Annotated in this window: 28 protein-coding genes and 1 pseudogene; 10 read left to right on the top strand and 19 right to left on the bottom strand. The window is 68.2% G+C overall.

Features of this window, described 5'->3' with window-relative positions; translation table 11 throughout:
* Positions 1–32: 32 nt before the first annotated feature.
* Positions 33–602, bottom strand: a complete 570-nt coding sequence (locus K3U94_RS18140) for a TetR/AcrR family transcriptional regulator (protein WP_220694613.1) — start codon at positions 600–602, stop codon at positions 33–35.
* Positions 603–666: 64 nt separating this feature from the next.
* On the opposite strand from K3U94_RS18140, the gene K3U94_RS18145 reads away from it, so the two are divergent.
* A complete protein-coding gene (locus K3U94_RS18145; protein WP_220694614.1) occupies positions 667–1560 on the top strand; it encodes a TauD/TfdA dioxygenase family protein in 894 nt (297 codons plus the stop codon).
* A 14-nt stretch (positions 1561–1574) separates the two neighbouring features.
* Here the strand turns inward: K3U94_RS18145 and K3U94_RS18150 are convergent, their stop codons facing one another.
* The 3 genes from K3U94_RS18150 to guaB are packed head-to-tail and all read right to left on the bottom strand — an operon-like array spanning position 1575 to position 6124.
* Entirely contained in the window at positions 1575–3317 is a 1743-nt protein-coding gene (locus tag K3U94_RS18150; protein ID WP_047321173.1) for a GMC oxidoreductase, read from the bottom strand.
* Between the two features lie 60 nt (positions 3318–3377).
* Entirely contained in the window at positions 3378–4526 is a 1149-nt protein-coding gene (locus K3U94_RS18155) for a GuaB3 family IMP dehydrogenase-related protein (RefSeq protein ID WP_047321172.1), read from the bottom strand.
* Positions 4527–4582: 56 nt separating this feature from the next.
* Entirely contained in the window at positions 4583–6124 is a 1542-nt protein-coding gene (gene guaB / locus K3U94_RS18160; protein WP_230987643.1) for an IMP dehydrogenase, read from the bottom strand.
* A gap of 189 nt (positions 6125–6313) precedes the next feature.
* Here guaB and K3U94_RS18165 point away from each other — a divergent pair, with 189 nt between their 5' ends.
* Entirely contained in the window at positions 6314–6718 is a 405-nt protein-coding gene (locus K3U94_RS18165) for a DUF5319 domain-containing protein (RefSeq protein ID WP_024440345.1), read from the top strand.
* On the opposite strand, the gene K3U94_RS18170 is transcribed toward K3U94_RS18165, so the two are convergent.
* Entirely contained in the window at positions 6719–7507 is a 789-nt protein-coding gene (locus K3U94_RS18170) for a hypothetical protein (protein WP_220694616.1), read from the bottom strand. It lies immediately after the preceding gene.
* Between the two features lie 255 nt (positions 7508–7762).
* Between K3U94_RS18170 and K3U94_RS18175 the strand changes: the two genes are divergently transcribed.
* From K3U94_RS18175 to K3U94_RS18190, 4 genes are all read left to right on the top strand, one after another.
* Complete coding sequence (locus K3U94_RS18175; protein WP_047321169.1) at positions 7763–8053, top strand: WhiB family transcriptional regulator; 291 nt, start codon at positions 7763–7765, stop codon at positions 8051–8053.
* Positions 8054–8304: 251 nt separating this feature from the next.
* Positions 8305–8616: a DUF732 domain-containing protein gene (locus K3U94_RS18180; protein ID WP_220694617.1), complete on the top strand. Its 312-nt coding sequence runs from the start codon at positions 8305–8307 to the stop codon at positions 8614–8616.
* Positions 8617–8685: 69 nt separating this feature from the next.
* Positions 8686–9681 carry a PE-PPE domain-containing protein gene (locus K3U94_RS18185; protein WP_230987212.1) on the top strand — a complete coding sequence of 332 codons (996 nt, stop codon included), beginning with the start codon at positions 8686–8688 and terminating at the stop codon, positions 9679–9681.
* Positions 9682–9893: 212 nt separating this feature from the next.
* On the top strand, positions 9894–10835 hold the full coding sequence (locus tag K3U94_RS18190; protein ID WP_220694618.1) for a PE-PPE domain-containing protein: 942 nt from the start codon (positions 9894–9896) through the stop codon (positions 10833–10835).
* 50 nt (positions 10836–10885) lie between these two features.
* Here K3U94_RS18190 and K3U94_RS18195 read toward each other — a convergent pair whose 3' ends face one another.
* From K3U94_RS18195 to K3U94_RS18205, 3 genes are all read right to left on the bottom strand, one after another.
* Positions 10886–11167 carry a hypothetical protein gene (locus K3U94_RS18195; protein ID WP_047321199.1) on the bottom strand — a complete coding sequence of 94 codons (282 nt, stop codon included), beginning with the start codon at positions 11165–11167 and terminating at the stop codon, positions 10886–10888.
* Between the two features lie 9 nt (positions 11168–11176).
* Positions 11177–11476, bottom strand: a complete 300-nt coding sequence (locus tag K3U94_RS18200) for a GlsB/YeaQ/YmgE family stress response membrane protein (RefSeq protein ID WP_047321165.1) — start codon at positions 11474–11476, stop codon at positions 11177–11179.
* A 160-nt stretch (positions 11477–11636) separates the two neighbouring features.
* Positions 11637–12737, bottom strand: a complete 1101-nt coding sequence (locus K3U94_RS18205) for a ferritin-like domain-containing protein (RefSeq protein ID WP_047321164.1) — start codon at positions 12735–12737, stop codon at positions 11637–11639.
* 153 nt (positions 12738–12890) lie between these two features.
* On the opposite strand from K3U94_RS18205, the gene K3U94_RS18210 reads away from it, so the two are divergent.
* On the top strand, positions 12891–13421 hold the full coding sequence (locus tag K3U94_RS18210) for an HXXEE domain-containing protein (protein WP_220694619.1): 531 nt from the start codon (positions 12891–12893) through the stop codon (positions 13419–13421).
* A gap of 110 nt (positions 13422–13531) precedes the next feature.
* A complete protein-coding gene (locus K3U94_RS18215; RefSeq protein ID WP_220694620.1) occupies positions 13532–13933 on the top strand; it encodes a styrene oxide isomerase in 402 nt (133 codons plus the stop codon).
* A gap of 130 nt (positions 13934–14063) precedes the next feature.
* Here K3U94_RS18215 and K3U94_RS18220 read toward each other — a convergent pair whose 3' ends face one another.
* From K3U94_RS18220 to groES, 3 genes are all read right to left on the bottom strand, one after another.
* Positions 14064–14699: a class I SAM-dependent methyltransferase gene (locus tag K3U94_RS18220; protein WP_220694621.1), complete on the bottom strand. Its 636-nt coding sequence runs from the start codon at positions 14697–14699 to the stop codon at positions 14064–14066.
* A 147-nt stretch (positions 14700–14846) separates the two neighbouring features.
* A complete protein-coding gene (groL, locus tag K3U94_RS18225) occupies positions 14847–16469 on the bottom strand; it encodes a chaperonin GroEL (RefSeq protein WP_220694622.1) in 1623 nt (540 codons plus the stop codon).
* A gap of 90 nt (positions 16470–16559) precedes the next feature.
* Positions 16560–16862, bottom strand: a complete 303-nt coding sequence (groES, locus tag K3U94_RS18230) for a co-chaperone GroES (RefSeq protein WP_047321158.1) — start codon at positions 16860–16862, stop codon at positions 16560–16562.
* Between the two features lie 239 nt (positions 16863–17101).
* Here groES and K3U94_RS18235 point away from each other — a divergent pair, with 239 nt between their 5' ends.
* Complete coding sequence (locus tag K3U94_RS18235; protein WP_230987215.1) at positions 17102–17761, top strand: C39 family peptidase; 660 nt, start codon at positions 17102–17104, stop codon at positions 17759–17761.
* A 13-nt stretch (positions 17762–17774) separates the two neighbouring features.
* Here K3U94_RS18235 and tsaD read toward each other — a convergent pair whose 3' ends face one another.
* The 6 genes and pseudogenes from tsaD to alr all read right to left on the bottom strand — a co-directional run bounded on the left by tsaD (position 17775) and on the right by alr (position 22583).
* A complete protein-coding gene (gene tsaD, locus K3U94_RS18240; protein WP_220694623.1) occupies positions 17775–18809 on the bottom strand; it encodes a tRNA (adenosine(37)-N6)-threonylcarbamoyltransferase complex transferase subunit TsaD in 1035 nt (344 codons plus the stop codon).
* Positions 18806–19252: a ribosomal protein S18-alanine N-acetyltransferase gene (rimI, locus tag K3U94_RS23755; RefSeq protein WP_230987644.1), complete on the bottom strand. Its 447-nt coding sequence runs from the start codon at positions 19250–19252 to the stop codon at positions 18806–18808. Before rimI ends, tsaD begins: the two co-directional genes overlap by 4 nt.
* A 15-nt stretch (positions 19253–19267) precedes the next feature.
* Positions 19268–19894: pseudogene (tsaB, locus tag K3U94_RS23760) on the bottom strand (tRNA (adenosine(37)-N6)-threonylcarbamoyltransferase complex dimerization subunit type 1 TsaB); the annotation flags it as partial.
* Positions 19879–20340: a tRNA (adenosine(37)-N6)-threonylcarbamoyltransferase complex ATPase subunit type 1 TsaE gene (gene tsaE / locus K3U94_RS18250; protein WP_220694625.1), complete on the bottom strand. Its 462-nt coding sequence runs from the start codon at positions 20338–20340 to the stop codon at positions 19879–19881. The pseudogene tsaB and the gene tsaE, both read right to left, overlap by 16 nt.
* Positions 20333–21439: an alpha/beta fold hydrolase gene (locus K3U94_RS18255; RefSeq protein ID WP_047321154.1), complete on the bottom strand. Its 1107-nt coding sequence runs from the start codon at positions 21437–21439 to the stop codon at positions 20333–20335. The genes tsaE and K3U94_RS18255 overlap by 8 nt, the downstream gene beginning before the upstream one ends.
* Positions 21429–22583, bottom strand: coding sequence for an alanine racemase (alr, locus tag K3U94_RS18260; protein WP_220694626.1), 1155 nt, complete (start codon positions 22581–22583; stop codon positions 21429–21431). The genes K3U94_RS18255 and alr overlap by 11 nt, the downstream gene beginning before the upstream one ends.
* A gap of 163 nt (positions 22584–22746) precedes the next feature.
* On the opposite strand from alr, the gene K3U94_RS18265 reads away from it, so the two are divergent.
* On the top strand, positions 22747–23619 hold the full coding sequence (locus K3U94_RS18265) for a putative endonuclease domain-containing protein (RefSeq protein WP_220694627.1): 873 nt from the start codon (positions 22747–22749) through the stop codon (positions 23617–23619).
* Positions 23620–23720: 101 nt separating this feature from the next.
* Here K3U94_RS18265 and gad read toward each other — a convergent pair whose 3' ends face one another.
* Both gad and K3U94_RS18275 read right to left on the bottom strand, forming a co-directional pair.
* On the bottom strand, positions 23721–25109 hold the full coding sequence (gene gad, locus K3U94_RS18270; RefSeq protein WP_047321386.1) for a glutamate decarboxylase: 1389 nt from the start codon (positions 25107–25109) through the stop codon (positions 23721–23723).
* Positions 25110–25121: 12 nt separating this feature from the next.
* A complete protein-coding gene (locus K3U94_RS18275; RefSeq protein WP_220694628.1) occupies positions 25122–26543 on the bottom strand; it encodes an NAD(P)H-hydrate dehydratase in 1422 nt (473 codons plus the stop codon).
* Between the last annotated feature and the right edge of the window lie 24 nt (positions 26544–26567).

Below are 26567 nucleotides of genomic sequence, written 5' to 3' on the forward strand. Positions count from 1 at the left end.
AGCGCATCTTCGCCGACCAGCGCAGGGCGCCGTCAGCTTGGCGGCCCGCTGATCCGCTCCAGCTGTGCGGCCACCTCCGCACGCAGCTCCTCGCCGGTCAGCTTCTCCAGACCGGCCGCCGAGCGCAGGAACGGCTCGAACAGCCACCATCCGAGTTGCAGCGCAACGGCGTTCGCGACCGCCAGCCGGGCGGTCGGCTCGTCGTGACGGGAGCGCTGCTGGTCCAGCAGCCGCTCGATCGCGGGAAACCGGCTCTGTAACTGCCCCACCGGATAGCCGTCGAGCAGTGCGCGGGCCATCACCCGCAGCTGCCGGTCGGCCACCGGTTCCACCTGATCGGCGGGGGCCCCGGCCTCCAGCAGCACGGTGAGCTCGCCGCCGAGGTGGTCGAGCACGGCACCCACCAGCCGATCCTTGGCGCCGAAATGGCGGAACACCAAGCCGTGGTTGACCTTGGCCCGCGCAGCGATGTCCCGGATCGACGTGGCGGCTGGTCCGCGTTCGGCAAACAGCTCGGCGGCGGCCGCCAGGATCGCCGCAGACACCTCTTCCCTGCCGACCGGGGTCGCGGCCCGCCGCCCGGTTGCCGAGTCTGTAGTCATATGACTACACTAGCGCACACATCGTGTAGTCACTTGACTACAGATGATCTGAAAGGACAACCCGATGACCGTTCCCCCGCTCTCCATCACCCGGCTCGGCAGCCGCATCGGCGCCCGCGTCGACGGCGTGCGCCTCGGCGGTGACCTCGACCAGGCCATGGTCGACGAAATCCACCAGGCCCTGCTGCGCCACAAGGTGCTGTTCTTCCAGGGCCAGCACCACCTCGACGACGACTCCCAGCACGCGTTCGCCGCGCTGCTGGGCAACCCGGTCGCCCACCCGACGCTGCAGCGCGACGACGCGCCGCTCATCACCCCGATCGACTCCGAGTACGCCAAGGCCAACCGCTGGCACACCGACGTCACGTTCGTACCCGACTATCCGGCGGCGTCGATCCTGCGGGCGGTCACCCTGCCCAGCTACGGCGGGTCCACCCTCTGGGCGTCCACGGCGGCGGCCTACGACGCACTGCCCGAACCGCTGAAGCGGCTCACCGAGAACCTGCGAGCGCTGCACAGCAACCGTTTCGACTACGCCCTGGGCGGCGCCGTTGCGGTTCCCGACGAGGTCCGCGCCATGGCGGTGCGGTTCCAGATGCCCGACCTGCGCACCGAGCACCCGGTAGTACGGGTGCACCCGGAGACCGGGGAACGCACGCTGGTGGCGGGTGATTTCGTGCGCGGCTTCGTCGGCCTCGACGACCACGAGTCACGCGTACTGCTGGATCTACTGCAGCAGCGGATCACCTTGCCGGAGAACACCGTTCGATGGAGCTGGGAACCCGGCGACGTCGCTGTCTGGGACAATCGCGCCACCCAGCACCGCGCTGTTGCCGACTACGACGACCAGCACCGGGTGATGCACCGAGTCACGCTGGCCGGCGACGTCCCCGTCGACGTGCACGGAAACCCCAGCCGGGCGATCAGCGGTGTTCCGCTGCAAACGCTCGCCAGCTGAAACCCGCTGCGGACTCAGCCGACCGCGTCGGTGCGCTTGTCCGGCCAGCGCAGCGCGCCGAATGCGCCGCTGGGCACCGCCGGGTCGCGCGGGGCGATCGGGTCGAGGCGCCGGTAGGCCTCGCCCTGGGCCGGCCGCAGGTCGGCTTCGCCCTTGTTGGGCCACAGCGACGCCGCGCGCTCGGCCTGCGCGGTGATCGACAGTGACGGGTTGACGCCGAGGTTGGCCGACACCGCCGCGCCGTCCATCACCGCCAGAGTCGGGTAGCCGTACACCCGCTGGTAGGGGTCGATGACGCCGTGCTCGGGGCTGTCACCGATCGCCGCCCCGCCCAGAAAGTGCGCGGTGAGTGGGATGTTGAACAGCTCGCCCCAGGTGCCGCCGGCCACCCCGTCGATCTTGGCGGCGATGCGGCGGGTGACCTCGTTGCCGACCGGGATCCAGCTCGGGTTCGGCTCGCCGTGACCCTGCTTGCTGGTGTAGCGGCGGATGCCCAGCTTGCCGCGTTTGGTGAAGGTGGTGATCGAGTTGTCCAGATGCTGCATGACCAGGGCGATCACGGTGCGCTCGCTCCAGTGCCGCGGGTTGAGCAACCGCAGGATGTGGCGGGGGTCTTCGCGGGCCTGGTCCAGCAGTTGGCGCCAGCGTGGCACATCGGTTCCCTGCGGGCCGGAGCCATCGGTCATCAGGGTCTGCAACAGCCCCATGGCGTTGGAGCCCTTGCCATAACGGACCGGTTCGACGTGGGTGTCGGCGGTGGGGTGAATCGAGGAGGTGATCGCCACGCCGTGGGTCAGGTTCAGGTCCGGATTGACGTTCAATGTCGCCGCACCCACGATGGATTCGGAGTTGGTGCGGGTCAGCACGCCCAGTTTGTCGGACAGCTTGGGCAGCTTGCCTTTGTCGCGCATCTTGAACAGCAGCCGCTGGGTGTTGTAGGTGCCGGCCGCCAGGATCAGATACCGGGCGGTGAAAGTCTTGCGGTGCCGGCGCGCCCGCAAGCCGGTGCGCACCGTCGTCACCTGCCACAGCCCGTCGCCACCCTGCTCGAACGCGGTCACGGTGGTCATCGGATGCACCTGCGCGCCAGACGATTCCGCCAGATACAGGTAGTTCTTCACCAGGGTGTTCTTGGCGCCCCAGCGACAGCCCGTCATGCACTCACCGCATTCGATGCAGCCGGTGCGGTTGGGCCCGGCGCCGCCGAAGAACGGATCGGCGACGGTCTTGCCCGGCGTCTTGGCTCCGCTGGCGCCGTCCGGTCCGAAGAACACCCCGACCGGGGTGGCCACGAACGTGTCGCCGACCCCCATGTCATCGGCGACCTGCTTGACGATGCGGTCCGCGTCGGTGAATGTCGGGTTCTTGACCACACCGAGCATCCGCTGGGCCTGGTCGTAGTGCGGCATCAGCTCGGCGCGCCAGTCGGTGATGTGCGCCCACTGTTTGTCGGCGAAGAACGGCTCCGGCGGTACGTAGAGCGTGTTGGCGTAGTTCAGCGACCCGCCGCCGACCCCGGCGCCGGCCAGCACCATGACGTTGTTGAGCAGGTGGATGCGCTGGATGCCGTAGCAACCCAGCTTCGGCGCCCAGAGGAACTCGCGCAGGTGCCAGGAGTTCTTGGCGAAATCCTCGTCGGCGTATCGGCGTCCCGCTTCCAAAACGCCTACGCGGTAGCCCTTCTCGGTCAGCCGCAGCGCGCTCACGCTGCCACCAAAACCCGAGCCGATGATGAGAACGTCGTAGTCCGGCTCCATAGCCAGCAAGTATGACCGTACTCAGCAGTAACTTGCTAGAAAGGCTGCCCTTACCTGGAGTCAGGAGCCGACGGTCAGCCCGACCTTCTGAAACTCCTTGAGGTCGCAGTAGCCGGCCTTGGCCATCGAGCGACGCAGCCCGCCGACCAGGTTCAGCGAGCCGAACGGGTCGTCGGAGGGGCCCTCGAGCACCTGCGCCAGGCCGGGGCGCTCGCCGTAGGCGACCTGCATCAGCGCACCGCGCGGCAGGGACGGGTGGGCGGCAGCCGACGGCCAGAACCAGCCGTCGCCCTGCGCCTCGGCGGCGGCCGCCAGCGGCGTACCCAGCACCACCGCGTCGGCGCCGCAGGCGATCGCCTTGGCCAGATCCCCGGAGGTGTGGATGTCACCGTCGGCCAGCACGTGCACGTAGCGCCCGCCGGTCTCGTCCAGGTACTCGCGGCGCGCGGCGGCCGCGTCGGCGATCGCGGTGGCCATCGGCACCGAGATGCCCAGCACCTCATCGGAGGTGGTCACCCCGGAGGTGGAGCCGTAGCCGACGATCACCCCGGCCGCGCCGGTCCGCATCAGGTGCAGCGCGGTGCGGTGGTCGATCACCCCGCCGGCCACCACCGGGATGTCCAGCTCGGAGATGAAGGTCTTCAAGTTGAGCGGTTCCCCGGCCCCGTCGCGGTCCACGGCGACCCGCTCGGCGGAGATGATGGTGCCCTGGATGACCAGCAGGTCGACACCGGCAGCCACCAGCGCCGGGGTCAGCGCGGCGGCGTTCTGCGGGCTCACCCGCACCGCGGTGGTCACTCCGGCCTCGCTGATGCGCGCCACCGCGGCACCCAACAGCTCGGGGTTCAGCGGCGCGGCGTGCAACTGCTGCAGCAGCCGGATCGCCGCCGACGGCTCGGGTTCTTTGGCGGCGGCCTCGGTGACCTGGGCGATCTTGGCCTCGACGTCGGCGTGCCGGCCGATCAGCCCTTCGCCGTTGAGCACACCCAGCCCGCCGAGCCGGCCCAGCTCGATGGCGAACTCCGGGGAGACCAGTGCGTCGGTGGGATGTGCCAGTACCGGCATCTCGAACCGGTAGGCATCCAGCTGCCAGGCCGTGGACACGTCCTTGGAGGAGCGGGTGCGCCGAGACGGCACGATGTTGATGTCGTCGAGCTCATAGGTGCGACGGGCGGTGCGGCCCATGCCGATCTCAACCATGTCACGCATGACGGGTCAGCCTCGTTTCTGTTTCGCTGCGCGAGAATGCCGGGACGAACGCCTGCTCAACGCACGTAGTAGTTGGGCGCTTCGACAGTCATGGTGATGTCGTGCGGGTGGCTTTCCTTCAAGCCCGCGGCGGTGATCCGCACGAACTGCGCCTGCTGCAGCGCCTCGATGGTGGCCGAACCGGTGTAGCCCATCGCGGCGCGCAGGCCGCCGGTGAGCTGGTGGATGACCGTGCTCAACGGGCCCCGGAACGGCACCCGGCCCTCGATGCCCTCGGGCACCAGCTTGTCCTCGGAGAGCGCGTCGTCCTGGAAGTAGCGGTCCTTGGAGTAGGACTTGCCGGCGCCCCCGGAGCCCCTTCCGGCCATGGCGCCCAGCGAACCCATCCCGCGGTAGCTCTTGAACTGCTTGCCGTTGACGAAGATCAGCTCGCCGGGCGACTCGGCGGTGCCGGCCAACAGTGAGCCGAGCATGGTGGTCGACGCGCCGGCGGCCAGCGCCTTGGCGATGTCACCGGAGTACTGCAGCCCGCCGTCGGCGATCACCGGCACACCGGCCGGTTGACACACTGCCACGGCTTCCATGATGGCGGTGATCTGCGGGGCGCCCACCCCGGCGACCACCCGGGTGGTGCAGATCGAGCCGGGACCCACCCCGACCTTCACCGCGTCGGCGCCCGCTTCGACCAGCGCGGCGGCTCCGCTGCGGGTGGCCACGTTGCCGCCGACCACGTCGACACGCTCCCCCACTTCGGCCTTGAGCTTGCCGACCATGTCCAGCACTCCCCGGTTGTGGGCGTGCGCGGTGTCCACGATCAGCACGTCGACCCCGGCGTCTACCAGCGTCATCGCCCGCACCCAGGCGTCGTCACCGACGCCGACGGCAGCGCCGACCAGCAGCCGGCCGTCGCTGTCCTTGGTGGCCAGCGGGTGCTGCTCGGTCTTGACGAAGTCCTTGACGGTGATCAGCCCGGTCAGCTTGCCGTGGCCGTCGACGATCGGCAGCTTCTCGATCTTGTGCCGGCGCAGCAGGCCCAGCGCGGCGTCGGCGGAGACACCCTCCTGCGCGGTGATCAGCGGCGCCTTGGTCATCACCTCGGCGACCGGCTTGTTCTGGTCGACCTCGAAACGCATGTCCCGGTTGGTGATGATCCCGACCAGGGAGCCATTCTTGTCGACGACCGGCAGCCCGGAGATCCGGAAGCGGGCGCACAGCGCATCCACCTCGGCGAGGGTGTTCTCCGGCGTACAGGTGACCGGGTCGGTGACCATCCCGGCCTCGGATCGCTTGACGGTCTCCACCTGGCCGGCCTGCTCGGTGACGGGCAGATTGCGGTGCAGCACGCCCATACCGCCGGCGCGGGCCATCGCGATCGCCATTCGGGCCTCGGTGACGGTGTCCATCGCGGAACTGACCAACGGCACCTTGAGCGCGATGTTGCGGGTGAGCCGACTCGCGGTGTCGGCGGTGGCCGGCACCACGTCGGACGCTGCCGGAAGCAGCAGGACATCGTCGAAGGTCAGCCCCAGCATCGCGATCTTGGGAGACTGCCCGCCGAACGCACCACCGGCGTACACCGCATCGTCTTGCGGACCCATGGCATAGGACACCGTCAAAGGGTTGGCGTCACCAACGGACATCGGGAGCCTCCACTACGCAGCCGGGGTGAGAAGTCCATCCTAATCGCGGCGCGCGGAAGCTTTCGCCCGCCACCACCTTAGTCGCCGGGCGAGGTCCCGCGGCCTACCGCTGGCGTTCTGTCATGGCGACTGCGTACCCTGATGGGCGTGCGTGACCACCTGCCACCCGGTTTGCCACCCGACCCGTTTGCCGACGATCCGCATGACCCGTCCGCCGCGCTGGACGCCGTCGAACCTGGCCAGCCACTGGACCCGCAGGAGCGGACCGCAGTCGAGGCCGACCTCGCCGACCTGGCGGTCTACGAAGCCTTACTGGCACACCGGGGAATTCGCGGCCTGGTGGTGTGCTGCGACGACTGCCAGCAGGACCATTACCACGACTGGGACATGCTGCGAGCCAACCTGCTGCAGCTGCTCATCGACGGCACCGTCCGCCCGCACGAGCCGGCCTATGACCCGGAGCCGGACAGCTACGTGACGTGGGATTACTGCCGCGGCTACGCCGACGCGTCGCTCAACGGGGCGACCTCGGAAGCCGACGGATACCGCTGATCAGGGCCTATGCCAGTTGCCGCCGCGGTGGCGCACCAGCTCGGCGGCCTCGTCACGCAGACCGCGTAGCTCTTCAGCCGTCCGCGTAGTGCTGCCGACATCGGCCAACATGCACGCCAGCGCCCATCGCAGCGGGATCAGCCCCAACCGGCCGGTGTCCTGTAGTGCGACCTCGGCGACGTTGCGCGCTCGATCGACGTTCCCCGCGCAGCACAGCGCGCCGGCCAGCACCACCTGACTTTTCACCCGGTGGCGCACCATGACGTCGCTCGCGAGCTCGCACGCCTGCTCGGCATGGCGCACCGCGGTGGCTCCGTCGCCGGTGACCATCGCCAATTCTGCGGTCACCCAGTGCCGGCGGACCGCCAGGCGCGGCGGTGCGGTGGACGGCTCGGGCTCGGCCCGGGCCAGCAGTGCCGCCGACGCCGCGAAACGCCCGACTCCCAGGGCGTCGGCGGCCAACCCGACCAGTGCATCGGCATGGGCTTCGAAGTCGTCGCCGGCCAGCGCCAGCGCCCGCCCGTCGAAGCCGCGAGCCGCGTCGTGCCCGCCGAGTTGGCGCAGGAACGAACCCCGGGTGCTGTATGCCAGGGAGGCCAGCGGGCCGGTCGGCACCTCGCGCACCAGCACCGCCAGATCAGTCGCAGCGCTGGCGTAGCGCCCCTGCCCGCCGGCCGCGACGGCGCGCAGCCACCGCTGCCGGGGCGTGGTGGCTTCGGGCAGGGGCCAGCGGCCGGGTTCATCCCCGAACGCGGCAGCCGCCAGGGCTGCTTTGGGGTCCTCAATCATCGCTGCGCGACGTTACGCGGTATCGCCGCGCCATAACCACTTCACAGAATGCGGAATAACATCCACTCTCACGGAATGTCCACCCGTTTAGGCCAGCCTTTCTTAACCATCACGTTGGTTTTACTTCAGATCGTTTAGTTACCGTCCCCTCGGCGCCGGAATTACAGCCGGCGCTGTTTTACGCGCACCACCCAGACACCGCTCGGCAGGCCGTATTCCCAAGATCGGCCGAACAGCGTCTTGAGAGGGGTTCCCATGCCACAGGTTGAGCAGTTGCCCGGCCGCAACGCGGACGTATGGGATTGGCAGCTCCGAGGAGCGTGTCGGGGGGTCGACTCGTCGGTGTTCTTCCCGCCCGACGGAGAGCGCGGCCGCGCCCGAGCACAGCGCGAACAGAACGCCAAGAAGTGGTGCCGCGCCTGCCCGGTGCTGGAACAGTGCCGGACGCACGCGCTCGCGGTAGGTGAGCCCTATGGCATCTGGGGCGGCATGTCCGAAGCCGAGCGGCACGCCGCGCTGCGCTGCAACCTGCGCCCCAGCGGCTGATTGCTTCCCGACCGGGCCGGCGGCGTCACATCCGCGGCCCAGTGGGTACCTGAGCAGCCCCCGGTTTCCCGGGGGCTGTTCGCCCACTACGGCGCCTCCCGCAGTGACGAGACGGTGCGTAGAGCAGCGTTGTCGCCGCTGAGTTGAGCTCGGACCGCCCGGTTCTGGCGATCACAGGCCGCTTGCGCCATTACGCTGCTCTTTCGGCAGCCCCGCGGAGCTGCGCGGGCAAGAAGGGCAAGGAGAGCACTGTGAAAAAGCACCTGCTATTCGGAACCGTCGCAGCTGGGTGCGCCGTGGGGTTCATCGGCGCACCCATCGCGAGCGCCGACGACGAGGGATTCCTCAATGAACTGCGGTCCCATGGGTTTCCGGGTCTGACGTTGGGAGACCAGCAGCTGCCCGACGGCGTGGTGGTGGCCAACGGCTGGATGGCCTGTAATCGGCTGCGGCTGGGCGAGAAGCCCGAACAGACGCTGGCCCAGGTGAATCCGAACGACGTCGAAACGGGACGCATGCTGATCAACGCCGCGCAGCATCACCTGTGCCCCGACACGCTCTGAGTAGTCCCGGCGCCCATCAACGCTCGCAAAACCGTCGAACACGGCGTCAGCGTGTGATACGTACATGCGATGACATCGCAGGGTAGGGCCGGCAAAAACGCAGTTGCTCACGTCGCCGTCGTCGGCCTGATGGCGGCCGCGGCCGGTGTGGCGACCAGCCAACCGGTTCACGCCGCAGCCACCCTGCTGTCTGCCACCGGACCGCTGGCGGGCAGTCAGACGGCGCTCATCCTCGGCGGAACCACCCAACCGACACCGTCGCCCGAATTCGCACGCTCCGCCGAGAACCTGTTTCTGAACCCGTTGGGTTTCAACGGCGGTTCCACCGGCTCGATGGTCTGCTACATGGACGGCACCGACCCGTGCAGCGCCCCACTGCAAGTGCTGACGACGCCCGAACTGATCCAGCAGGGCCCCAGTAGTCTCACGGCCGCGTCGGCCATCGTTCTCGCCGTCGAGAACCAATTCAACGCCAACCCAGGCGCTTTCGATGCCGAGCACCCACTGACGATCTTTGGCTACTCGCAGAGCGCCACTGCAGAGTCGATCGCAATGACCCGGCTGGCCGAGGCCGGCATTCCCAGCGACGCGCTGCACTTCGTGTTCATCGGCGACCCCTCCACCCCGACCGGGATCTGGCAACACCTGGAAGCGGCAGTGGAGGCGCTGCTCGGCCCAAGCCTGACGGCCTATCTGTTCAACCTGTTCGGTATGACCGACGTCCTGGGCGTCGAGACGCCGAATGATCTGTATGCGGCCACCATCTACGGCCTGCCCGGCGACCCGGTCTCCAACTTCGCCGGCGTCTACGCCTCCGAGGGCTTGTGGGGAGCGCTGCTGGACATCGTGGGACCGCACGCCTGGTATCTGGGGTTGACACCGGAGCAGGTAGCCGACGCCACCATCACGGTCGACGGCAGCCTGACCTACGTCGACATCTCCGCCAGCGACATCAACGGCTTCGACGCCTGGATCAATGCGGTTTTCTGCGGCGGGGTCGCCAACAGCGGATTGTTCGAGAGCGTATTCGACTCTCTACAACTGTTTTTCAACGACTTCTTCTGACCGCCCCCACGGTGGCGTCGACGGTTTTCTCCAACACTTTGTGCGCGGCAGCACCACTTGAGGGCGGCCGTCGGCGACCACGAGAACTCTAGACTTCAAAAATGAGAATGTGATATTCATATGCCATACACAACCGGGGGGTTCTCATGGCTCAGGTAATACTGCCCAGGGGCAGTGGGTCTAAGGCTGTCGGGCGACTGGCCGCAGTCAGCATGATCCTCGCTGCGTCCGGCGCAGCGATCATCCAACCCGCCGGGTCTCTGCTCGCCGAGGCGGCACTGCTGGCCACCACCGGTCCGCTGGCGGGCAGCCAAACCGCGCTGATCCTCGGCGGGACCGGCCAGCCGACGCCGTCGCCGGAGTACGCACGGTCCGCCGAAGATCTTTATCTGAACGCGCTGGGCTTCAACGGTGGTTCCACCGACTCGATGGTCTGCCACATGGACGGCACCGACCCGTGCAGCGCCCCACTGCAGGTGCTGACCACACCCGAGCTGTTCCAGCAGAGCAGCCTCGCCGACGCAACAGCCGTCGTCCTCGCCGTGGAGAACGAATTCAACGCCAACCCCGGCGCTTTCGACGCCGACCACCCGCTGACGATCTTCGGATATTCACAGAGCGCCACCGCCGAGTCGATGGCCATGGCCCAACTTGCGGCGTACGCGATCCCCACCGATGCACTGCATTTCGTATTCATTGGCGACCCCTCCGCTCCCGACGGTGTCTGGCAGCATCTGGAATCGGCCATGGATGCGACACTAGGTACCCAGTTCACGGATTTTGTGCTCAGTTTTACGGGTATGGACGCGAGCATCGGCAGCGCTACGCCGAATGACCTGTACCCCACCACCATTTACAGCCTGCCCACCGACCCGGTGGCCAACTTCGTGGACTCCTACGCCGCGAACGGCCTGTGGGGCGCGCTGCTGAACATCTTCGGCCCGCACGTGGAGTACCTGGGACTGACCCCGGAGCAGATCGCCGACGCCACCACCACGGTCGACGGCATGCTGACCTACGTGAACATCAACGACGATGACATCAACGGCTTCGATGCCTGGCTCAGCGCGCTGCTCGAGCACGGGGTCGCCAACAGTGATCCGTTCCAGAGCTTGTGGGACTCGCTGGTGCTGCTGTTCACCAACTCGTACTGAGCTCAGCCGGTCTTATCCGGCTCGAACTGCGCCGTAACTGCGCCGTGCCGTTAGCCGTGCGGCGCCTCAGATATCTTGCTCTCCGGCTTTCCCAGCGTCTTGCAGTAGGTCGATACCGACAGCCGAGTCGCCGAGATCTCCAGGTTCGACGGTTCTGCACCGCTTTGGTCTTTGAGCATCTTGGTGATTTCGTCGTCCTGCTTCTTCTCGTCCTGGTCGACGAAGTCCTTGCACTTCGTGTCGCCGCCGGTGTTGATCACCTGCGAGGCCGAGCAACCGCTGGAAATCAGCACCCCCAGCGCAACGGCGACGAACGCAACGTTTTTCATCATCGTCACTCCTTACGCCTCGCGACCGAACAGGCGCAGCAGCCAGAGCAGGATGATCGCACCCAAAATTGCGGTGAACAAGGTAAACCACCAGCCGCCGCTGGCCGTGTCGACGACGAAGCTGAGCAGGAACCCGCCGATCAACGCTCCAACGACACCCACGACTACGTCGGCGAGCAGGCCATATTTGGTCTTCATGGCGATACCCGCGATCCAGCCGGCAATCGCACCGATCACGATATAGCCGATCCACCCGACACTGGTCAACGTTGTGGAACGAGCCAGGAATTCGGTGGCCGCCACTGCGTCCATGGTGATCTCCTTTTCAACACCCTTAGCGCCGTCGAGGCCGACGCCGCGGAGGATTCATACCCGTTCTGCGCGGTGGCTAATCACCCATCGCTTCTATTCGCCATTGGACCGGAAAATGAATTGATAATCAATGCAATGCATTAGCCTTCCCCTGACGCTGCTAACTCGCGCCCGCCGTGATCACTTCGTTGACCTCGACGGCCCGCGCGGCCATCTCGGCGTGCGCCCTGTCCAGTGACTCGGCCTGATCCTCGTCGGCCTTCATCAACGCCTCGATGTCGAAGCCGCCCATGTCGAGCACACCCATGTCCCGGAACGCCTTCTGCACCTTGGGACCCCACAACCCGATGTCCTTGACGATCGGCACGATGCGACTGAACAGGTGCGAACGGAACTGGATCATCAGCGGTGACGAGTCGACCCATTCCGCGCACTCTTTGACGTTCATGCCGAGGGTCTCGAAGACCTCCTCGCCGCGGAATCGGTCGCGCATCAGGTAACAGGCGTCCACGACGAACTCTTCGCGCTCGTCCCGCTCAGAGTCAGTGAGCTCAGAGTAGTAGTCCTTCAACGAGATTCGACCGAAGGCAACATGGCGGGCCTCGTCCTGCATCACGTAGGCCAGTACCTTCTTGGCCAGTGAGTCCGGTGCTGCCAGATCGCGCTGCACCCCGAATGCCGCCAGTGCCAGCCCCTCGATGAGGACCTGCATGCCCAGATAGGGCATGTCCCAGCGCGAGTCACGCAGGGTGTCGTCCAGCAGTGCGGTCAGGTTCTTGTTGATCGGGTAGACGATGCCGATCTTCTCCTGCAAGAACCGCGAGAATGTCTCGACGTGCCGGGCCTCGTCCATGGTCTGGGTGGCCGCGTAGAACTTCGCGTCCAGATCCGGGACGACTTCGACGATCTTGGCCGCGCACACCATCGCGCCCTGCTCACCGTGCAGGAACTGGGAGAACTGCCAGGCCTGGGAGTGCTGGCGCATCTCGGCCCGGCGTGCGTCGTCCGCGGACTCCCACATCGGACTGCCGAACAGTGGATGGAACTCGTCGGGCAGACCGATCGGGTTCATCGGGTCCACGTCTTGGGACCAGTCAATGCGTGACTGGGCGTCCCACTGCTTGTCCTTGCCCTTCTGATACAGCGACAGCAGCCGGGCCCGCCCGTCGTCGTACTCCCACGTGAAGCGCGCGTCGCCGGCGCTGGCGACCTCCCACGAGTAGGGCGTGGGCACTTCGGTGTACTTGTCCCTTGTGGTCATGCGCTGCCGCCTTTACCGGGTGTGACCAGTGGTCTCATGACGTGTATCACACTGCGCCGCGCGCGGCGGCGCGTCAAGCATGCCGGGCGGGAAACCGCCGCGGTCCCGCTCGAACCGCCACTGTGGGCCCCGCAGTGAGCGATGATCGGCGGCATGGACGGCAACGACACGCAACGACAGCCTGCGGCGGCCGGACCCAGCGCGAACCTGCCGCTGCCGCGCTTCCGGAGCGTCATCTGGCTGATGCCGGCCGCCTACCTCCTGCACATCGTCGAGGAATACCTCGGCGGATTTCCCGCCTGGGTCACCCAGGACGTCCACGGCCGCTTCGACGACGCCGCCTTCGCCGCCAACAACGTCGCCTTCATGGCGATCCTGGTGACGCTCGTCTATGCGAACTACCGCAAGCAGACCCAGGCCCGCAGCGCTGCACTGGTCGCCTTCGCCAGCGCAAACCTGTTCTGGGACGCACTCTTTCATCTGGCGATGACGCCAGCCCTCGATCGGTATTCGCCCGGCGTCGTCACCGCCATGCTGCTCTACTACCCGATCTGCCTGGTGGTCGGGACCGTCACCGTCAAGGAGAAGGTCCTCACCGGCCGCCAGTTCACCCTGGCCCTACTGGGCGGTGTGGCGCTGTTCGCCTTTGTCGTTTGGTACGGGCTGTTTCACTTCGCCGTCTGACCCGGACAAACCGGTGCGCAGGCATGCCCAGCAATACTCGGCGATCGAGAAGGGTTCTCCTGCCCCGCCAATCCGCACCGCGCGCCGCGGGGCACTCCTACGCTTCTGACATGCAGACAGTGCTGTTCAAGCTCGGATTGGTCCTGTTCCTGCTCGGCCTGCTCACCGGGCTCGCCATTCCCGCGTGCAAGAACCCGCGCATGGCACTGTCGAGCCATCTGGAGGCCACGCTCAACGGAATGTTCCTGGCGCTGTTGGGCCTGCTGTGGCCACACATCCATCTGCCCAACGCGTGGGGAGTTACGGCAGTCTCACTGATCGTCTACGCCGCCTACGCGAACTGGTTGGCGACACTGCTCGCAGCGGCCTGGGGCGCCGGCCGGAAATTCGCCCCGATCGCGGCGGGAGACCATGCGACGTCAGCGGGCAAAGAAGGGATCGTCGGCTTCCTCTTGGTGTCCCTCGCCGTGTCGATCGTGGTCGGCGTGATCATTGTCATCGTCGGACTCTGAGGCTCCGCCTGCCGACCACGGGTCGTCATCGATGTATGCGCCGGCCGGCGTACGACCCCAAATCCTCGTGGAACAGCACGGCCAGGCCGACCACGACGTAGCACGGCCAACGAAAAAGACGCTCCGCGGTCTAGCCTGCGACAGCAACGAGCAGATGGTGAGGGATCGCCACCTCGTCGAGGCGGCGCTGCTCGACATCCGCAAAACCCGCGTTCTTCAACGCGGCAACGATCTCGCCGATCGGGCGCAGGTTGAAGCCGTAGGCAGCGAAAGGCAAGCGGGCCATTACGTCAGGATCACCGATCCCCAACACCACCCGGCCACCTGGTCTCAGTACCCGGGCAAGTTCTGCACAGGCGGCGTCGAGGTCGGAGACGAAATAAACGGTGTTGACCGAGATCGCCGCGTCGAGCGAGCTGTCTTCGAGCGTCAACGCGGTCAGCGACCCCCCGACAAGTCTCATCCGACCGGCCGCGATCTGGGTGGCGAAGCGTGCCCGGGCGCGCGTCAGCATGTCCTCGGCGATTTCCACACCGTAGACGGCGCCCAGCGGACCAACCCGTTGTAGAAGCAAATCCAGGCTTAGGCCGCCACCAAAACCTATGTCGGCCACCGTCTTTCCATCCGGCATCGCCGCATCGACGGCGGCGGCCACCGCCTGACGATTGCCGCGGTTGAGCAGTACCGCAACGCCGCGCCCCACCAGGCCATGCGGCCGGCCGAGTTGCCCGGCGACCTTCGCCAAGACTCGCTGACGCAAACCCATGACCGTCACCTCAGAACTGAATCACTCAATCGCGCTTGTCCAGCCCAATCATGCTTGATTCGCGACCAGACACAAAAGCCCCCAACACGCTGAGCGTGTTGGGGGCTTTTGCTGGGGCACCACCCTCTGGGGGACTGCTCGAACTACCTAGTGGGCGTGCCCGTGATGCCCGTGGCCGGCGTGCGCGTCGACCTCGACGGGCTTCTCGACAACCGCCGTCTCGGTGGTCAGCACCATCCGCGCCACCGACGCGGCGTTGAGCACCGCGGAGCGGGTCACCTTGACCGGGTCGATGACGCCGTCGGCAGCCAGGTCGCCGTAGGACAGCGTTGCGGCGTTGAAGCCCTGTCCGGCCGGCAACTCGGCGACCTTGCTGGTCACCACGGCACCGTCCACGCCGGCGTTGGTGGCGATCCAGTACAGCGGCGCGCTCAGCGCGGCGGCGAACACCTCCACGCCCTGCTTCTCGTCGCCGGTCAGCGAGGACCGCAGCTCCGACAGCGCCGCGCGGGCCTGCACCAGCGCCGCGCCGCCGCCGGTGACGATGCCCTCCTCGACCGCAGCCTTGGCCGCCGCCACCGCGTCTTCGACCCGGTGCTTGCGCTCCTTGAGTGCGGTCTCGGTGGCCGCGCCGACCTTGATCACGGCCACGCCGCCGGCCAGCTTGGCCAGCCGCTCCTCGAGCTTTTCGCGGTCCCAGTCGGAGTCGGTCGCCTCGATCTCGGCACGCAGCTGCTTGACCCGGCCGGCGATGGCCTCGGCGGTCCCGGCACCGTCGACGATCACGGTGTCGTCCTTGCTGACCACCACCCGGCGGGCCGTGCCCAGCACGTCCAGACCGGCGTCGCGCAGGGTCAGGCCGACGTCGGGGTTGATCACCTGGGCGCCGGTGACGACCGCGAGGTCTTCCAGGAACGCCTTGCGCCGGTCGCCGAAGTAGGGCGCCTTGACCGCGACGGCCTTGAGCGTCTTGCGGATTGCGTTGACCACCAGGGTCGACAGCGGCTCACCTTCGACGTCCTCGGCGATGATCAGCAGCGGCTTGTTTGCCTCGACGACCTTCTCCAGCAGCGGCAGCAGGTCCGGCAGCGAGCTGATCTTGTCGCGGTGCAGCAGGATCAGGGCGTCTTCGAGGACGGCTTCCTGCGAGTCGAAGTCGGTGACGAAGTACGCCGACAGGAAACCCTTGTCGAAGCCGACACCGTCGGTGATCTCCAGCTCGGTGGACAGGGTCGAGGACTCCTCCACGCTGACCACGCCGTCGCTGCCGACCTTGGTCATCGCCTCGCCGACCAGCTCGCCGATCTCCTCGTCGCGCGAGGACACGGTGGCCACCTGCGCGATCGATTCCTTGCCCGAGACCGGGATGGCCGCGGCCAGCAGCGCTTGCGACACCGCGTCGGCGGCCTTGGCGATGCCGGCGCCCAGCGCGATCGGGTTGGCACCGGCCGCGACGTTGCGCAGTCCGCCGGAGATGATGGCCTGGGCCAGCACGGTGGCGGTGGTGGTGCCGTCGCCGGCCACGTCGTTGGTCTTGGTGGCCACCGACTTCACCAGCTGTGCGCCGAGGTTCTCGAACGGGTCCTCCAGGTCCACGTCGCGCGCCACGGTGACGCCGTCCATGGTCACCGTCGGGCCGCCGAAGGACTTGGCCAGCACCACCGTGCGGCCGCGCGGGCCCAGTGTCACCCGGACTGCGTCGGCGAGCTTGTTCACGCCGGCTTCCATCGCCCGGCGCGCGGCCTCGTTGAACTCAATCTGCTTGCTCATAGCTGTTTAAGCCCTTTTCTCTACGCGTGCCGCCCCGGACATCACCCGTATTACGGGGATCTCCGGGGCGGGCACGGTGGTTGCTTGTGGCTACTTGCCGACGATCGCCAGCACGTCGCGCGCGGACAGGATGAGGTACTCCTCGCCGCCGTACTTGATCTCGGTGCCGCCGTACTTGCTGTAGATGACGACGTCGCCTTCCTTGACGTCCAGCGGGATCCGCTTGTCGCCATCCTCGTCCCACCGGCCGGGGCCGACAGCGACGACGGTGCCTTCTTGCGGCTTTTCCTTGGCAGTGTCCGGAATGACCAGACCGGAAGCGGTCGTGGTCTCGGCCTCGTTGGCCTGAACGAGGATCTTGTCCTCGAGTGGCTTGATGTTCACGCTCGCCACGATTGGAGCCCTCCACATTGTCTGGATGCGACCCGGCCCTTGCCGAGCCCATCGGAACGTACTTACTTAAGGTGTTCGGCATTCGTGCGAGCCCTCGCGTCGTCGTCGCGGGTGCCGAGCGAGAATTCGAGCGACTGCCACCTAGCACTCTATACATGAGAGTGCTAGCACTCAAGGTTACCCCGGTGCCGGGATTATTTCCCAGTCTGCATCCAGGAAGCGAACCGACAATGGCGCACATGTTGACCACCATGCGCTCCGCCGGGACAGCCGCCCTGATCACCGCCGTCGCCATCGGCGTTGCCGGGCCGGTTCACGCCGACCCCAACGGCCGGATGTACGGCGACCCGGGTGCCGCCGCACCCTACTGGCGCTATCAACACCAGGAGGACTGTGGGCTGATGGCGGTCGCCGACGTGGTCGGTCAGCTCACCGGCCATGAACCGCTGCAGATCGGCATCGAGTTGCGCGGCCTGTTCACCCCGAGCAGCGACCACCAGGGCAGCGTCTACGAATTCGACGGCACGTCGCCGCAGGACATGGTGGTGCTGCTGAGCAACTACGGTGTCACCTCGGAGCTGACCTCCGGCAACACCATGACAGCCCTGGAGCAGGATCTGGCGGCCGGCCACAAGGTGATCGCCGGGCTCAACGCCGAGACCATCTGGGATTACCCGGCCGGGCAGGGCCAGCGCAGCCAGGCCGACCATGCCGTCGTCGTCACCGGCGTGGACACCGCCAACGACGTGGTGCACCTCAACGACAGCGGCACCCCCACCGGCCGTGACGAGCAGATCCCGATGACCACCTTCACCCAGGCCTGGGCGACCGGCGACAACCTGCTGATCGTCACCCAGGCGACCGGGTACCGCACGCTGCCGTGGGCGCCCAAAATTTAGCGGCGAGTCTCGGTCAGCCCACTTGGCCCTGCACCACCGGCAGGCCCGGGTTGGTGGCCACGTCCAGCGGTGACGGCGCCGCCCCGGCGGCGATCAGGTGTGCCGCGAACGACGCGATCATCGCCCCGTTGTCGGTGCACAGCCGCAACGGCGGGATGCGCAGCGTCAAACCTGCTGCTGCACAGCGTTGTTCGGCGAGTTCGCGCAACCGGGAATTGGCCGCCACCCCGCCGGCGATCAGCAGGGTGCCGACCCCGAGATCCGTGGCCGCACGCACCGCTTTGGCCGTCAAGACGTCGGCGACCGACTCCTGGAAACCGGCCGCCACATCCGCGGCGACGAAGTCGGGGTTGCGCTCCACATAGCGGGCGACGGCCGTCTTGAGCCCGGAGAAGCTGAACGTGTACGGGGCATCCCGCGGGCCGGTCATGCCGCGCGGGAACACCACGGCGTGGACGTCCCCGGTGCGGGCCAGCTCGTCCAGCGCCCGCCCGCCCGGGTAGCCCAGCCCGAGCAGCCGGGCCACCTTGTCGTAGGCCTCCCCCGCGGCGTCGTCGACGGTGCTGCCCAGCTCGACGATCGGCTCCCCCAGCGACCGCACATACAGCAGGTGGGTGTGGCCGCCGGAGACCAGCAGGCCCACACACTCGGGCAGCGGGCCATGGGCGTAGACGTCCGCGGCCAGGTGCCCGCCCAGGTGGTTGACCGCGTAGAACGGCACTCCCCAGGCCGCCGCGTACGCCTTGGCTGCGGCCGCCCCCACCAACAGCGCGCCCGCCAAACCCGGCCCGATGGTGGCCGCCACTGCGTCCGGACGGCGGTCCTCTCCCAATCCCGCTGCCGTCAGCGCCCGACGCATGGTCGGGCCCAACGCCTCCAGATGTGCTCGCGACGCGATCTCGGGCACCACCCCGCCGAAGCGGGTGTGCTCCTCCACGCTGGAGGCCACCTCGTCGGCCAGCAGCGTCAGGGTGCCGTCGGCTTCCAGGCGGGTGATGCCGACACCCGTTTCGTCGCAAGAGGATTCGATGGCCAGGACGATGGTCATGAGACAGCTCCCCGCCGCATGGTGTAGGCGTCGGCGCCGTTGCGGTAGTAGCGCTTACGAAGTCCGGTCTCGACAAAGCCGACGTCGCGGTAGAGCGCGATCGCCGCAGCGTTGTCCGTGCGGACCTCCAAGTGCACCACGCCGCCGTCGGCGTACTCCAGCAGGTCGGTGAGCAGCCGCCGCCCAATGCCACGCCCCTGATGCGCCTTGTCCACCCCGATGGTGTGCACCTCGTACTCGAACGGCGGGGTGCGTCCAAGCCGCGCGATTCCGCCGTAGCCCACCACGGCGTCGCCGATCCGGGCGGCGACGTAGTGGTGGTCGCGGGCTCCGATCGCCCGGCTGAACGCCTCGGCCGGCCACGGGTCGTCGCCGCCGAACAGTTGGGCTTCCAATTCGGCGCAGCGCTCCGCGTCGCTGTCCACCAGGGCACCCAGCGTCACCGGTGCAGCGGCCGTCGCCGGGGGTTTGGCGTCGGGGCGGCGAAGATACAGCGGCACCAGCGATTCCGGCGCTTCGTTCCAATCCCGCACCGCGGCGACCAGTCCCGCAGGAGTCGGGTGGGTGGCGTCGAGGACCGGCAGGTCGAACAGCCCGGCGTGTGCCGGCGAGCCGGCCACCGCGACGGCATCGGCGGGATCGACACCGGCCGGGGCACACACCGCCGGGCCGGCTACCCGAGCGCCGTCGCGATAGCGCGCCCAGTAGACCTCCCGACGGCGCGCATCGGTGACCACCAGGACCGGCCCCGTGGTGCGCACCCCGATCGCATCCAGGCTGCACACCCCGTACACCGGTATGCCCAGGGCGTGGCCGTAGGCGGCGGCGCTGGCCATCCCGACCCGCAGGCCGGTGAACGGTCCCGGGCCGCAACCCACTACGACCGCTGACAGGTCGGCCATGGTCAGGCCGGCGTCGGCCAGTGCGCCCAGCACATTGGGGGTCAGCCGTTCGGCGTGCGCGCGAGCGTCGGGGGTGACCCGCTCGGCCAACACGGTGTGCCGATCGGCGGCCACCACGCCCGCGGTGACGGCGGGGGTGGCGGTGTCGATCGTCAGAATCGCTCCGGTCACGGCGTGTGCCACCGCCAGGTCGCGGTGCGCGTCTCGGAGTCCGCTGCGCGGTCCAGCCGGATGTCCAAGTGCCGTTCGGAGAGCCGCTCGGCCAGTCCTTCACCCCACTCCACCACAACGACGGCGTCGTCGAGTTCGGTGTCGAGGTCGAGTGAGTCCAGCTCGGCCGGCAGGTCCAGGCCCGTCTCGTCGAGCAGCCGGTAAAGGTCGACGTGAATCATCGCCGGGCTGTCCGGCCGGCGGGCCCGGTGCTCGCGGGCCAGCACGAACGTTGGCGAGGTGACCGGGCCGTCGACATCGAGGGCGGCGGCGATCCCCTTGGCCAGCACGGTTTTTCCGGCACCCAGCGGGCCGGACAGCACCACCACGTCGCCGGCCCGCAGCTGCTCGCCCAGCCGAGTTCCCAGCGCGACAGTGTCCTCGGCGGTGGCCAGGGTCGCCTCCTGCGGATCAGCCACTGCGCCCGGCCCTTCGGCGTAACCGGTGAGTCAGCATGGCACGGCGCGGCGCGGCACGCTCCACCAGTCGCACCAGTGCCTCGTCGATGACATCGGGTTCCTCCAGCTGCACCAGATGCCCGGCCCCGGGCACGATCACCAGCTCACAATCCCACAGCGTGGCCGCCATCGCCCGCGAGTACCCCGGCGGGGTGAGCAGGTCCTGGTCGCCGCAGGCGACCAGGGTCGGGATCTTGGCCAGCGTCGCCAGCGCGGCACTCTCGTCGTGCACCTCCAGGGCGTGCAGGAAGCCCACCATGGTCGCGACCGGGGTGGCGTGCATCATTTCCTCGGAGTACGCCACCACGCTCGGACTGATCTTGTCGGTGCCGTAGGAAGCGGCGCGCAGGATCGGTGCGATCACCCCGCGGGCCGCCCCGCGGCCGCGGTGCACCAGTTTCGGTGCGTAGCGCACACTGAACTGCACGGCTTCCAGCGCCGGGTTACGCAGGATCTGGCCCAGCGGGGACCGGGAAACCCCTTTGGCGGCAGACGCTATCAACGCTGCGCCGACGATCCGGCTGCCGTAGCGCTGGGGAAACTGTCGCGCGTGTGCCAGCACCGTCATGCCGCCCATCGAATGCCCGACCAGCACCACCGGGCCGCGCGGGACGGTGGCCCGCAGCACCGCCTCCAGATCCTGGCCGAGTCGCGGCACGGTGTAGGTGCCCGGTGGGGCGACACTGGAATCGCCGTGGCCGCGCTGGTCGTAGAAGACCATGCGGACCTGATCGCCCCACTCGGCTGCCAGCCGCGCCCGCTGAAAGTGGAAGGACCCCATCCGCAGACAGAATCCGTGCGCGAACACCACCGTCAACGGTGCGTTGCGCGGACCGGTGTCGCGCACCGCCAGTTCGACCCCGTCGTCGGTGACCACGACCGAGCTGTGGTCGTTTGCGAGGATCTCGAAATCCTCGTCGGCGTAAGCGTCTTCGGCGGTAGTGCGTCGTGTCACCGACCGGGCGATGGTGCTTCCGGCGATGGTGCCGACGGCGGCCAGACCGGCCATCCCCGCCAGCCAGCCGCCGGCCCGCCGGGACCCGCGCCGATTACCGGCCATCGGCGCCCCGATACGTCCTGGCGACCCGCCCGCGCGGGCTGTTGACCACCTCGTAGTGAATGGTCCCCAGCGCGTCGGCCCAGTCCTGGGCCAGCGGTTCGCCGTCTGCTCCGGACCCGAACAGGATGACCTCGTCACCCTCGGTGACGTCGACCGGGCCGGGTCCCAGGTCGACGACGAACTGGTCCATACACACCCGCCCGACGCTGGGCCGACGCCGCCCGTTGATCAACACCTCGAACCGTCCGCTCAGCGGTCGGAACACCCCGTCGGCGTAGCCCACCGGCACCAGCGCCACGGTGGTGTCGACCGGGGCGACCCAGGTGTGCCCGTAGGAGACCGCCTCCCCGGCTTTGATCGGACGAACCAGCACCACAAGCGATTTCAGCGTCATCGCCGGAATCAGGCCCATATCGCCGCGCTCCGGGATGGGACTCAGGCCGTACATGGCTATTCCGGGCCGAACCATGTCGTAGGCCAGATCGGGGCGGGTCATCGCGGCAGCCGAGTTGGCCAGGTGGGCGACCGGGAACTCCAGGCCCTGCTCGCGGGCCACGCTCAGCAGTCCGGAAAAGCGTTGGGCCTGAATGTCGTTGACCGGGCTAGCAGTCTCATCGGCGCAAGCCAGATGCGACATCAGGCCGCGCACCCGGATCGCGTCGTCGGCGACGGCCCGCCGCAGCGCGGTCACCAGTGCCGGGAAGTCGGCGGCGCCCACCCCGTTGCGGTTCATACCGGTGTCGGCCTTGACCGTGACGGTGGCGGTCCGCCCGGTACGCGCCACCGCCTCGAGCAGCTCGCCCAGCTGCGGCACCGAGGAGACGGCGATCTGTACGTCGGCGGCCAGGGCCGGAGCGAAGTCGGTGTGCGGCCCGTGCAGCCACGCCAGCACCGGCGCGGTGATGCCGGCCGCGCGCAACGTCAGCGCCTCGTCGACGGTGGCGACCCCGAGTTCGGCCGCGCCGGCGGCCAGCGCGGCGCGGGCCACCTGAACTGCGCCGTGGCCGTAGCCGTCGGCCTTGACCACAGCCATCACCCCGGCGGCGCCGGCGTGATCGGCCAGCACCCGCACGTTGTGGGCGATGGCGTCCAGGTCCACCAGCGCTTGCGCGAGCAGACCGGACGTTCGGGATACGGCAGTCATGTCAGCCTCGATTGTCCCAGAACCCTCCAAACCGGCCCGCCGGAGCGCCGAGTGTGCGGTCTGATCGGCCGTAACGCCCGCCGTTTTGCCGACCAAAACGCACACTCGACGGCCTGTGGATTGACGTCGACACCGGCGCGCCCCTGGATGCAACCCTGCGGTGGTGCAAGTCCCACGATGGCCGTTTCGGGCGACAGAAGCCTTGAACGCTCACCTCGTGACCCCTGACCTGCTGCGTCGCGACTATGTCGCCATCTATCCCGGTGTCTGGGTGCCACGCGAGGCGGACCTGACTCCCGTCCACCGGGCCCACGCCGCCTGGCTGTGGTCACGCCGCCACGGGGTGCTCGCCGGCCTGTCCGCGTCGGCGGTGCTCGGCGCGAAGTGGATCGACGCGGACACGCCCGCCGAGCTCATCCACGCCAACCGGCGGGCGCCACCGCTGCTCACCGTGCACAGCGACGCTCTGCTGCCCGGCGAGACTCGGAAGGTACGCGGGCTGCCGACGACGACGGCTGCGCGCACGGCGTTCGACCTGGGTAGACACCTCGGTCTCTCCGAAGGGGTGCAGCGCATCGACGCCTTGATGAATGCCACCGATCTCAAGGCGGTGGAGGTCATGGCGGTGGCTGACGCCCACCGGGGCGCCCGCGGCCTGCGACAGCTCGACCAGACGTTGCAGCTCGTCGATGGCGGAGCCGACTCCCCATACGAATCGCTCACCCGACTACTCCTCGTGCACGCCGGCTTCCCGCGACCGCAGACCCAGATCCCGGTGTACGGGGACTACGGGCAACTCGTCGCCGTGATCGACCTGGGGTGGAAAGAGCACCTGGTCGGCGTCGACTTCGAAGGCGCGCACCATTGGACCGATCCCAAGCAGCGAGAACGTGACGCCGAGCGTTACAACGCCCTCCTCGAGCTGGGCTGGATCGACATCAAGCTGACCAGTCGCACGCTGCACGTGGCTCCGGACCGGTTCCTAGACCGAGTCGGGGCGGCCCTGATCGGCCGTGGCTGCCAGAAAACCTGGTGACGGGCTCACCGAGTGTGCGTTTTGGTCGGCCGACGACCCGTTTTGCCGACCGAAACGCACACTCGACGGAAAAGGGCAGACGACGCGGGTCAGGACGCGGGTCAGTGGGAAAAGTGCTGCTGGTCGTCGTACTGGCCCGCCGGCTTGAGCCGGTCCAGGGCGGTCAGCGATTTCATGATGTCGTCGAACAGCGCCCGGGCAAGATCCGCCGAGAGCCCCTCACGGACCACGACGCGCAGCACCGCGACGTCCTCGGCGCCCTCGGGCATGGTGTAGGCCGGGACCTGCCAGCCGAAGGTGCGCAACTCGTGGGAGACGTCGAACTCGGTGTAGCCGCGCTCGCCGGCCAGCCGGACGCTCACCACCGGGATCGCCGAACCGTCGCTGATCACCTCGAAATGTTCGCTGGCGGCCAGCCGATCCGACAGCCAGCGGGCGGTGTCGGACAGGGTCCGCATCACCTCGGTGTAGCCGGCGCGACCGAGCCGCAAAAAGTTGTAGTACTGGCCGACGACCTGGTTGCCCGGCCGGGAGAAGTTCAGCGTGAACGTCGGCATGTCCCCGCCCAGGTAGTTGACCCGGAACACCAACTCCTCGGGCAGATAGTCGGCGCCCCGCCACACCACGAAGCCGATGCCCGGATAGGTCAGGCCGTACTTGTGGCCGCTGACGTTGATCGAGACCACCCGCGGCAGCCGGAAATCCCACTTGAGACCCGGATGCAGGAAGGGCACCACGAAGCCGCCGCTGGCCGCGTCCACGTGCACCGGCACGTCCGGCCCGCCGCCGGCGGCGAGGGTGTCCAGCGCCGCGCAGATCTGCTCGACGGGTTCGAGCTCCCCGGTGTAGGTGGTGCCGAGGATGGCCACCACGCCGATGGTGTTCTCGTCGACGGCGTCCAGGACCTGCTCGGGGGTGATCACGTAGCGGTCTTTGGCCATCGGCAGGTAGCGGGGTTCAACGTCGAAGTAGCGGCAGAACTTCTCCCACACCACCTGCACGTTGGAGCCCATCACCAGGTTCGGGGTACGCCCCTTCCAAGCGTCACCGACCTTCTGCCGCCAGCGCCACTTCATCGCCAGCCCGCCCAGCATCACCGCCTCGCTGGACCCGACGGTGGACACCCCGATCGCACTGGCGGGGTCGTCGTCGCGCAGGTTCTCAGCGTGGAACAGGTCGGCGACCATGGACACGCAGCGCTGCTCAATGGCAGCGGTGGCCGGGTATTCGTCCTTGTCGATCATGTTCTTGTCGAACGACTCCGCCATCAGCGCCGCCGCTTCGGGGTCCATCCAGGTGGTGACGAAGGTGGCCAGATTCAGCCGGGAACTGCCGTCGAGCATCAGCTCGTCGTGGATGAAGCGGTAGGCGGTCTGCGGGTCCATCGGGTCGTCGGGCAACCGCAGCGCCGGGACCGGCGAGGTGAACATCCGGCCGGTGTAGGCCGGAGCGATGGTGTGCGCCGGCACGGACGGGTGGGAATGGGTCACTGCGACTCTCCTCTATAGCTGGGCCAGGGCGGTGCGGATGTGTGCCAGGATGCGCGAGGCCGACGTCGGAGTATCGCCGGGTCCGGGGTCAGCGGCCGAGGCTGCGGCGGCGCGGGTGTGCACGAACGCGGCGGCGGCAGCGGCCTGGGCGGTGGGCAGGCCGGACGCCAGCAGCGCGCCAATCATTCCGGACAGCACGTCTCCGGAGCCCGCGGTGGCCGCCCACGACCCGCCGGCTTCGTTGAGGTAGACCGGGCCGGATGGGTCGGCGATGACGGTGACGTTGCCCTTGAGCAGCACCGTCGCCCCGAATCGATCGGCCAGCTCGCGGGCCGCGCCCACCCGGTCGGCTCCGGGCGGGTGCCCGGCCAACCGGGCGTACTCGCCGGCATGCGGGGTCAGCACCGTCGGGGCTTTGCGGTCGGCCACCAGGGCTGGGTGGGCGGACAGGATGGTCAGCGCGTCGGCGTCGACGATCACCGGCAGATCCGTGCTCAGCGCGAACCACAGTGCGGCGGCAGCCTGTTCGCCGGTGCCCAGACCGGGACCGACTGCCCAGGCCTGCACCTTCCCGGCGGCCGCGGGACTGGGCGCCGCCACCACCTCCGGCCAGTGCGAAACCACTTGGGCGTCAGCACTTCCGGCGTAGCGGACCATACCGGAAGTGGCCGCCACCGCCGCCCCGGCGCACAGGATCGCCGCGCCGGGGTAGGTCGCCGAGCCGGCCAGGATTCCGGTGACGCCCTGGGTGTACTTGTCGTCACGCGGGCCCGGCGCCGGCCAGCACGCCTCGACGTCGGCTGCGGTCAACGAGTGCATGTCGGTGGCCGGCAGGTCCAGGCCGATGTCGACGAGTTCGACTCGCCCGCACTGACCCAGTGCGTGCACCGGTTTGAGGCCGCCGAAGGTGACCGTGAGTGCTGCGTGCACCGCGGGACCGTCCGCCGCGCCGGTGTGCGGATCCAGACCGCTGGGGATGTCGACGGCCACCACCGGGATGCTTCGCGCGTCGACGTCCGCGAAGATCTCGGCGGCGTGCGGTCGCAGCGGACCCTGCCCGGAGATGCCGACCACGCCGTCGATCACCAGATCCGTTGCGGGCGGCACGGTGTCCACGATCCGGCCGCCGGCACGTTTGAATGCGGCGAGCCCTTTGGCGTGGGCGCGCTCCGGGTCCAGCAGGATGGCGCTGGCCGCCGCACCGCGTCGGCGCAGCAGGGTGGCCGCCCACAGCGCGTCGCCGCCGTTGTCACCGGAGCCCACCACCGCGCACACGTCGCGCCCGGCGACTCCGCCGGTACGCGCGGCCAGCTCCCGACCGATCGCGGTCGCCAGGCCGAACGCGGCCCGGCGCATCAGCACCCCGTCGGGCAGGCTCGCCAACAGCGGTGCCTCGGCGGCGCGAATGACTTCGACGCTGTAGTAATGCCGCACTTGCCCTCCTCGCCCTGCTCGCGA

It is taken from the genome of Mycolicibacter heraklionensis, assembly GCF_019645815.1.
GTDB classification, from domain to species: Bacteria; Actinomycetota; Actinomycetes; order Mycobacteriales; family Mycobacteriaceae; genus Mycobacterium; species Mycobacterium heraklionense.

Excerpts from the sequence above, each read along its gene's own strand:
- groL (WP_220694622.1), bottom strand. The coding sequence starts at position 16,469 with ATGAGCAAGCAGATTGAGTTCAACGAGGCCGCGCGCCGGGCGATGGAA.
- tsaD (WP_220694623.1), bottom strand. The coding sequence starts at position 18,809 with ATGACCATCGTCCTGGCCATCGAATCCTCTTGCGACGAAACGGGTGTC.
- K3U94_RS18215 (WP_220694620.1), top strand. The coding sequence starts at position 13,532 with ATGCAGACAGTGCTGTTCAAGCTCGGATTGGTCCTGTTCCTGCTCGGC.
- K3U94_RS18255 (WP_047321154.1), bottom strand. The coding sequence starts at position 21,439 with ATGGCCGGTAATCGGCGCGGGTCCCGGCGGGCCGGCGGCTGGCTGGCG.
- K3U94_RS18145 (WP_220694614.1), top strand. The coding sequence starts at position 667 with ATGACCGTTCCCCCGCTCTCCATCACCCGGCTCGGCAGCCGCATCGGC.
- K3U94_RS18140 (WP_220694613.1), bottom strand. The coding sequence starts at position 602 with ATGACTACAGACTCGGCAACCGGGCGGCGGGCCGCGACCCCGGTCGGC.
- K3U94_RS18195 (WP_047321199.1), bottom strand. The coding sequence starts at position 11,167 with ATGATGAAAAACGTTGCGTTCGTCGCCGTTGCGCTGGGGGTGCTGATT.
- K3U94_RS18190 (WP_220694618.1), top strand. The coding sequence starts at position 9,894 with ATGATCCTCGCTGCGTCCGGCGCAGCGATCATCCAACCCGCCGGGTCT.
- K3U94_RS18175 (WP_047321169.1), top strand. The coding sequence starts at position 7,763 with ATGCCACAGGTTGAGCAGTTGCCCGGCCGCAACGCGGACGTATGGGAT.
- K3U94_RS18210 (WP_220694619.1), top strand. The coding sequence starts at position 12,891 with ATGGACGGCAACGACACGCAACGACAGCCTGCGGCGGCCGGACCCAGC.
- K3U94_RS18155 (WP_047321172.1), bottom strand. The coding sequence starts at position 4,526 with ATGCGTGACATGGTTGAGATCGGCATGGGCCGCACCGCCCGTCGCACC.
- K3U94_RS18235 (WP_230987215.1), top strand. The coding sequence starts at position 17,102 with ATGTTGACCACCATGCGCTCCGCCGGGACAGCCGCCCTGATCACCGCC.
- K3U94_RS18200 (WP_047321165.1), bottom strand. The coding sequence starts at position 11,476 with ATGGACGCAGTGGCGGCCACCGAATTCCTGGCTCGTTCCACAACGTTG.
- K3U94_RS18185 (WP_230987212.1), top strand. The coding sequence starts at position 8,686 with ATGACATCGCAGGGTAGGGCCGGCAAAAACGCAGTTGCTCACGTCGCC.
- K3U94_RS18150 (WP_047321173.1), bottom strand. The coding sequence starts at position 3,317 with ATGGAGCCGGACTACGACGTTCTCATCATCGGCTCGGGTTTTGGTGGC.
- alr (WP_220694626.1), bottom strand. The coding sequence starts at position 22,583 with ATGACTGCCGTATCCCGAACGTCCGGTCTGCTCGCGCAAGCGCTGGTG.
- K3U94_RS18170 (WP_220694616.1), bottom strand. The coding sequence starts at position 7,507 with ATGATTGAGGACCCCAAAGCAGCCCTGGCGGCTGCCGCGTTCGGGGAT.
- K3U94_RS18205 (WP_047321164.1), bottom strand. The coding sequence starts at position 12,737 with ATGACCACAAGGGACAAGTACACCGAAGTGCCCACGCCCTACTCGTGG.
- K3U94_RS18220 (WP_220694621.1), bottom strand. The coding sequence starts at position 14,699 with ATGGGTTTGCGTCAGCGAGTCTTGGCGAAGGTCGCCGGGCAACTCGGC.
- guaB (WP_230987643.1), bottom strand. The coding sequence starts at position 6,124 with ATGGGTCCGCAAGACGATGCGGTGTACGCCGGTGGTGCGTTCGGCGGG.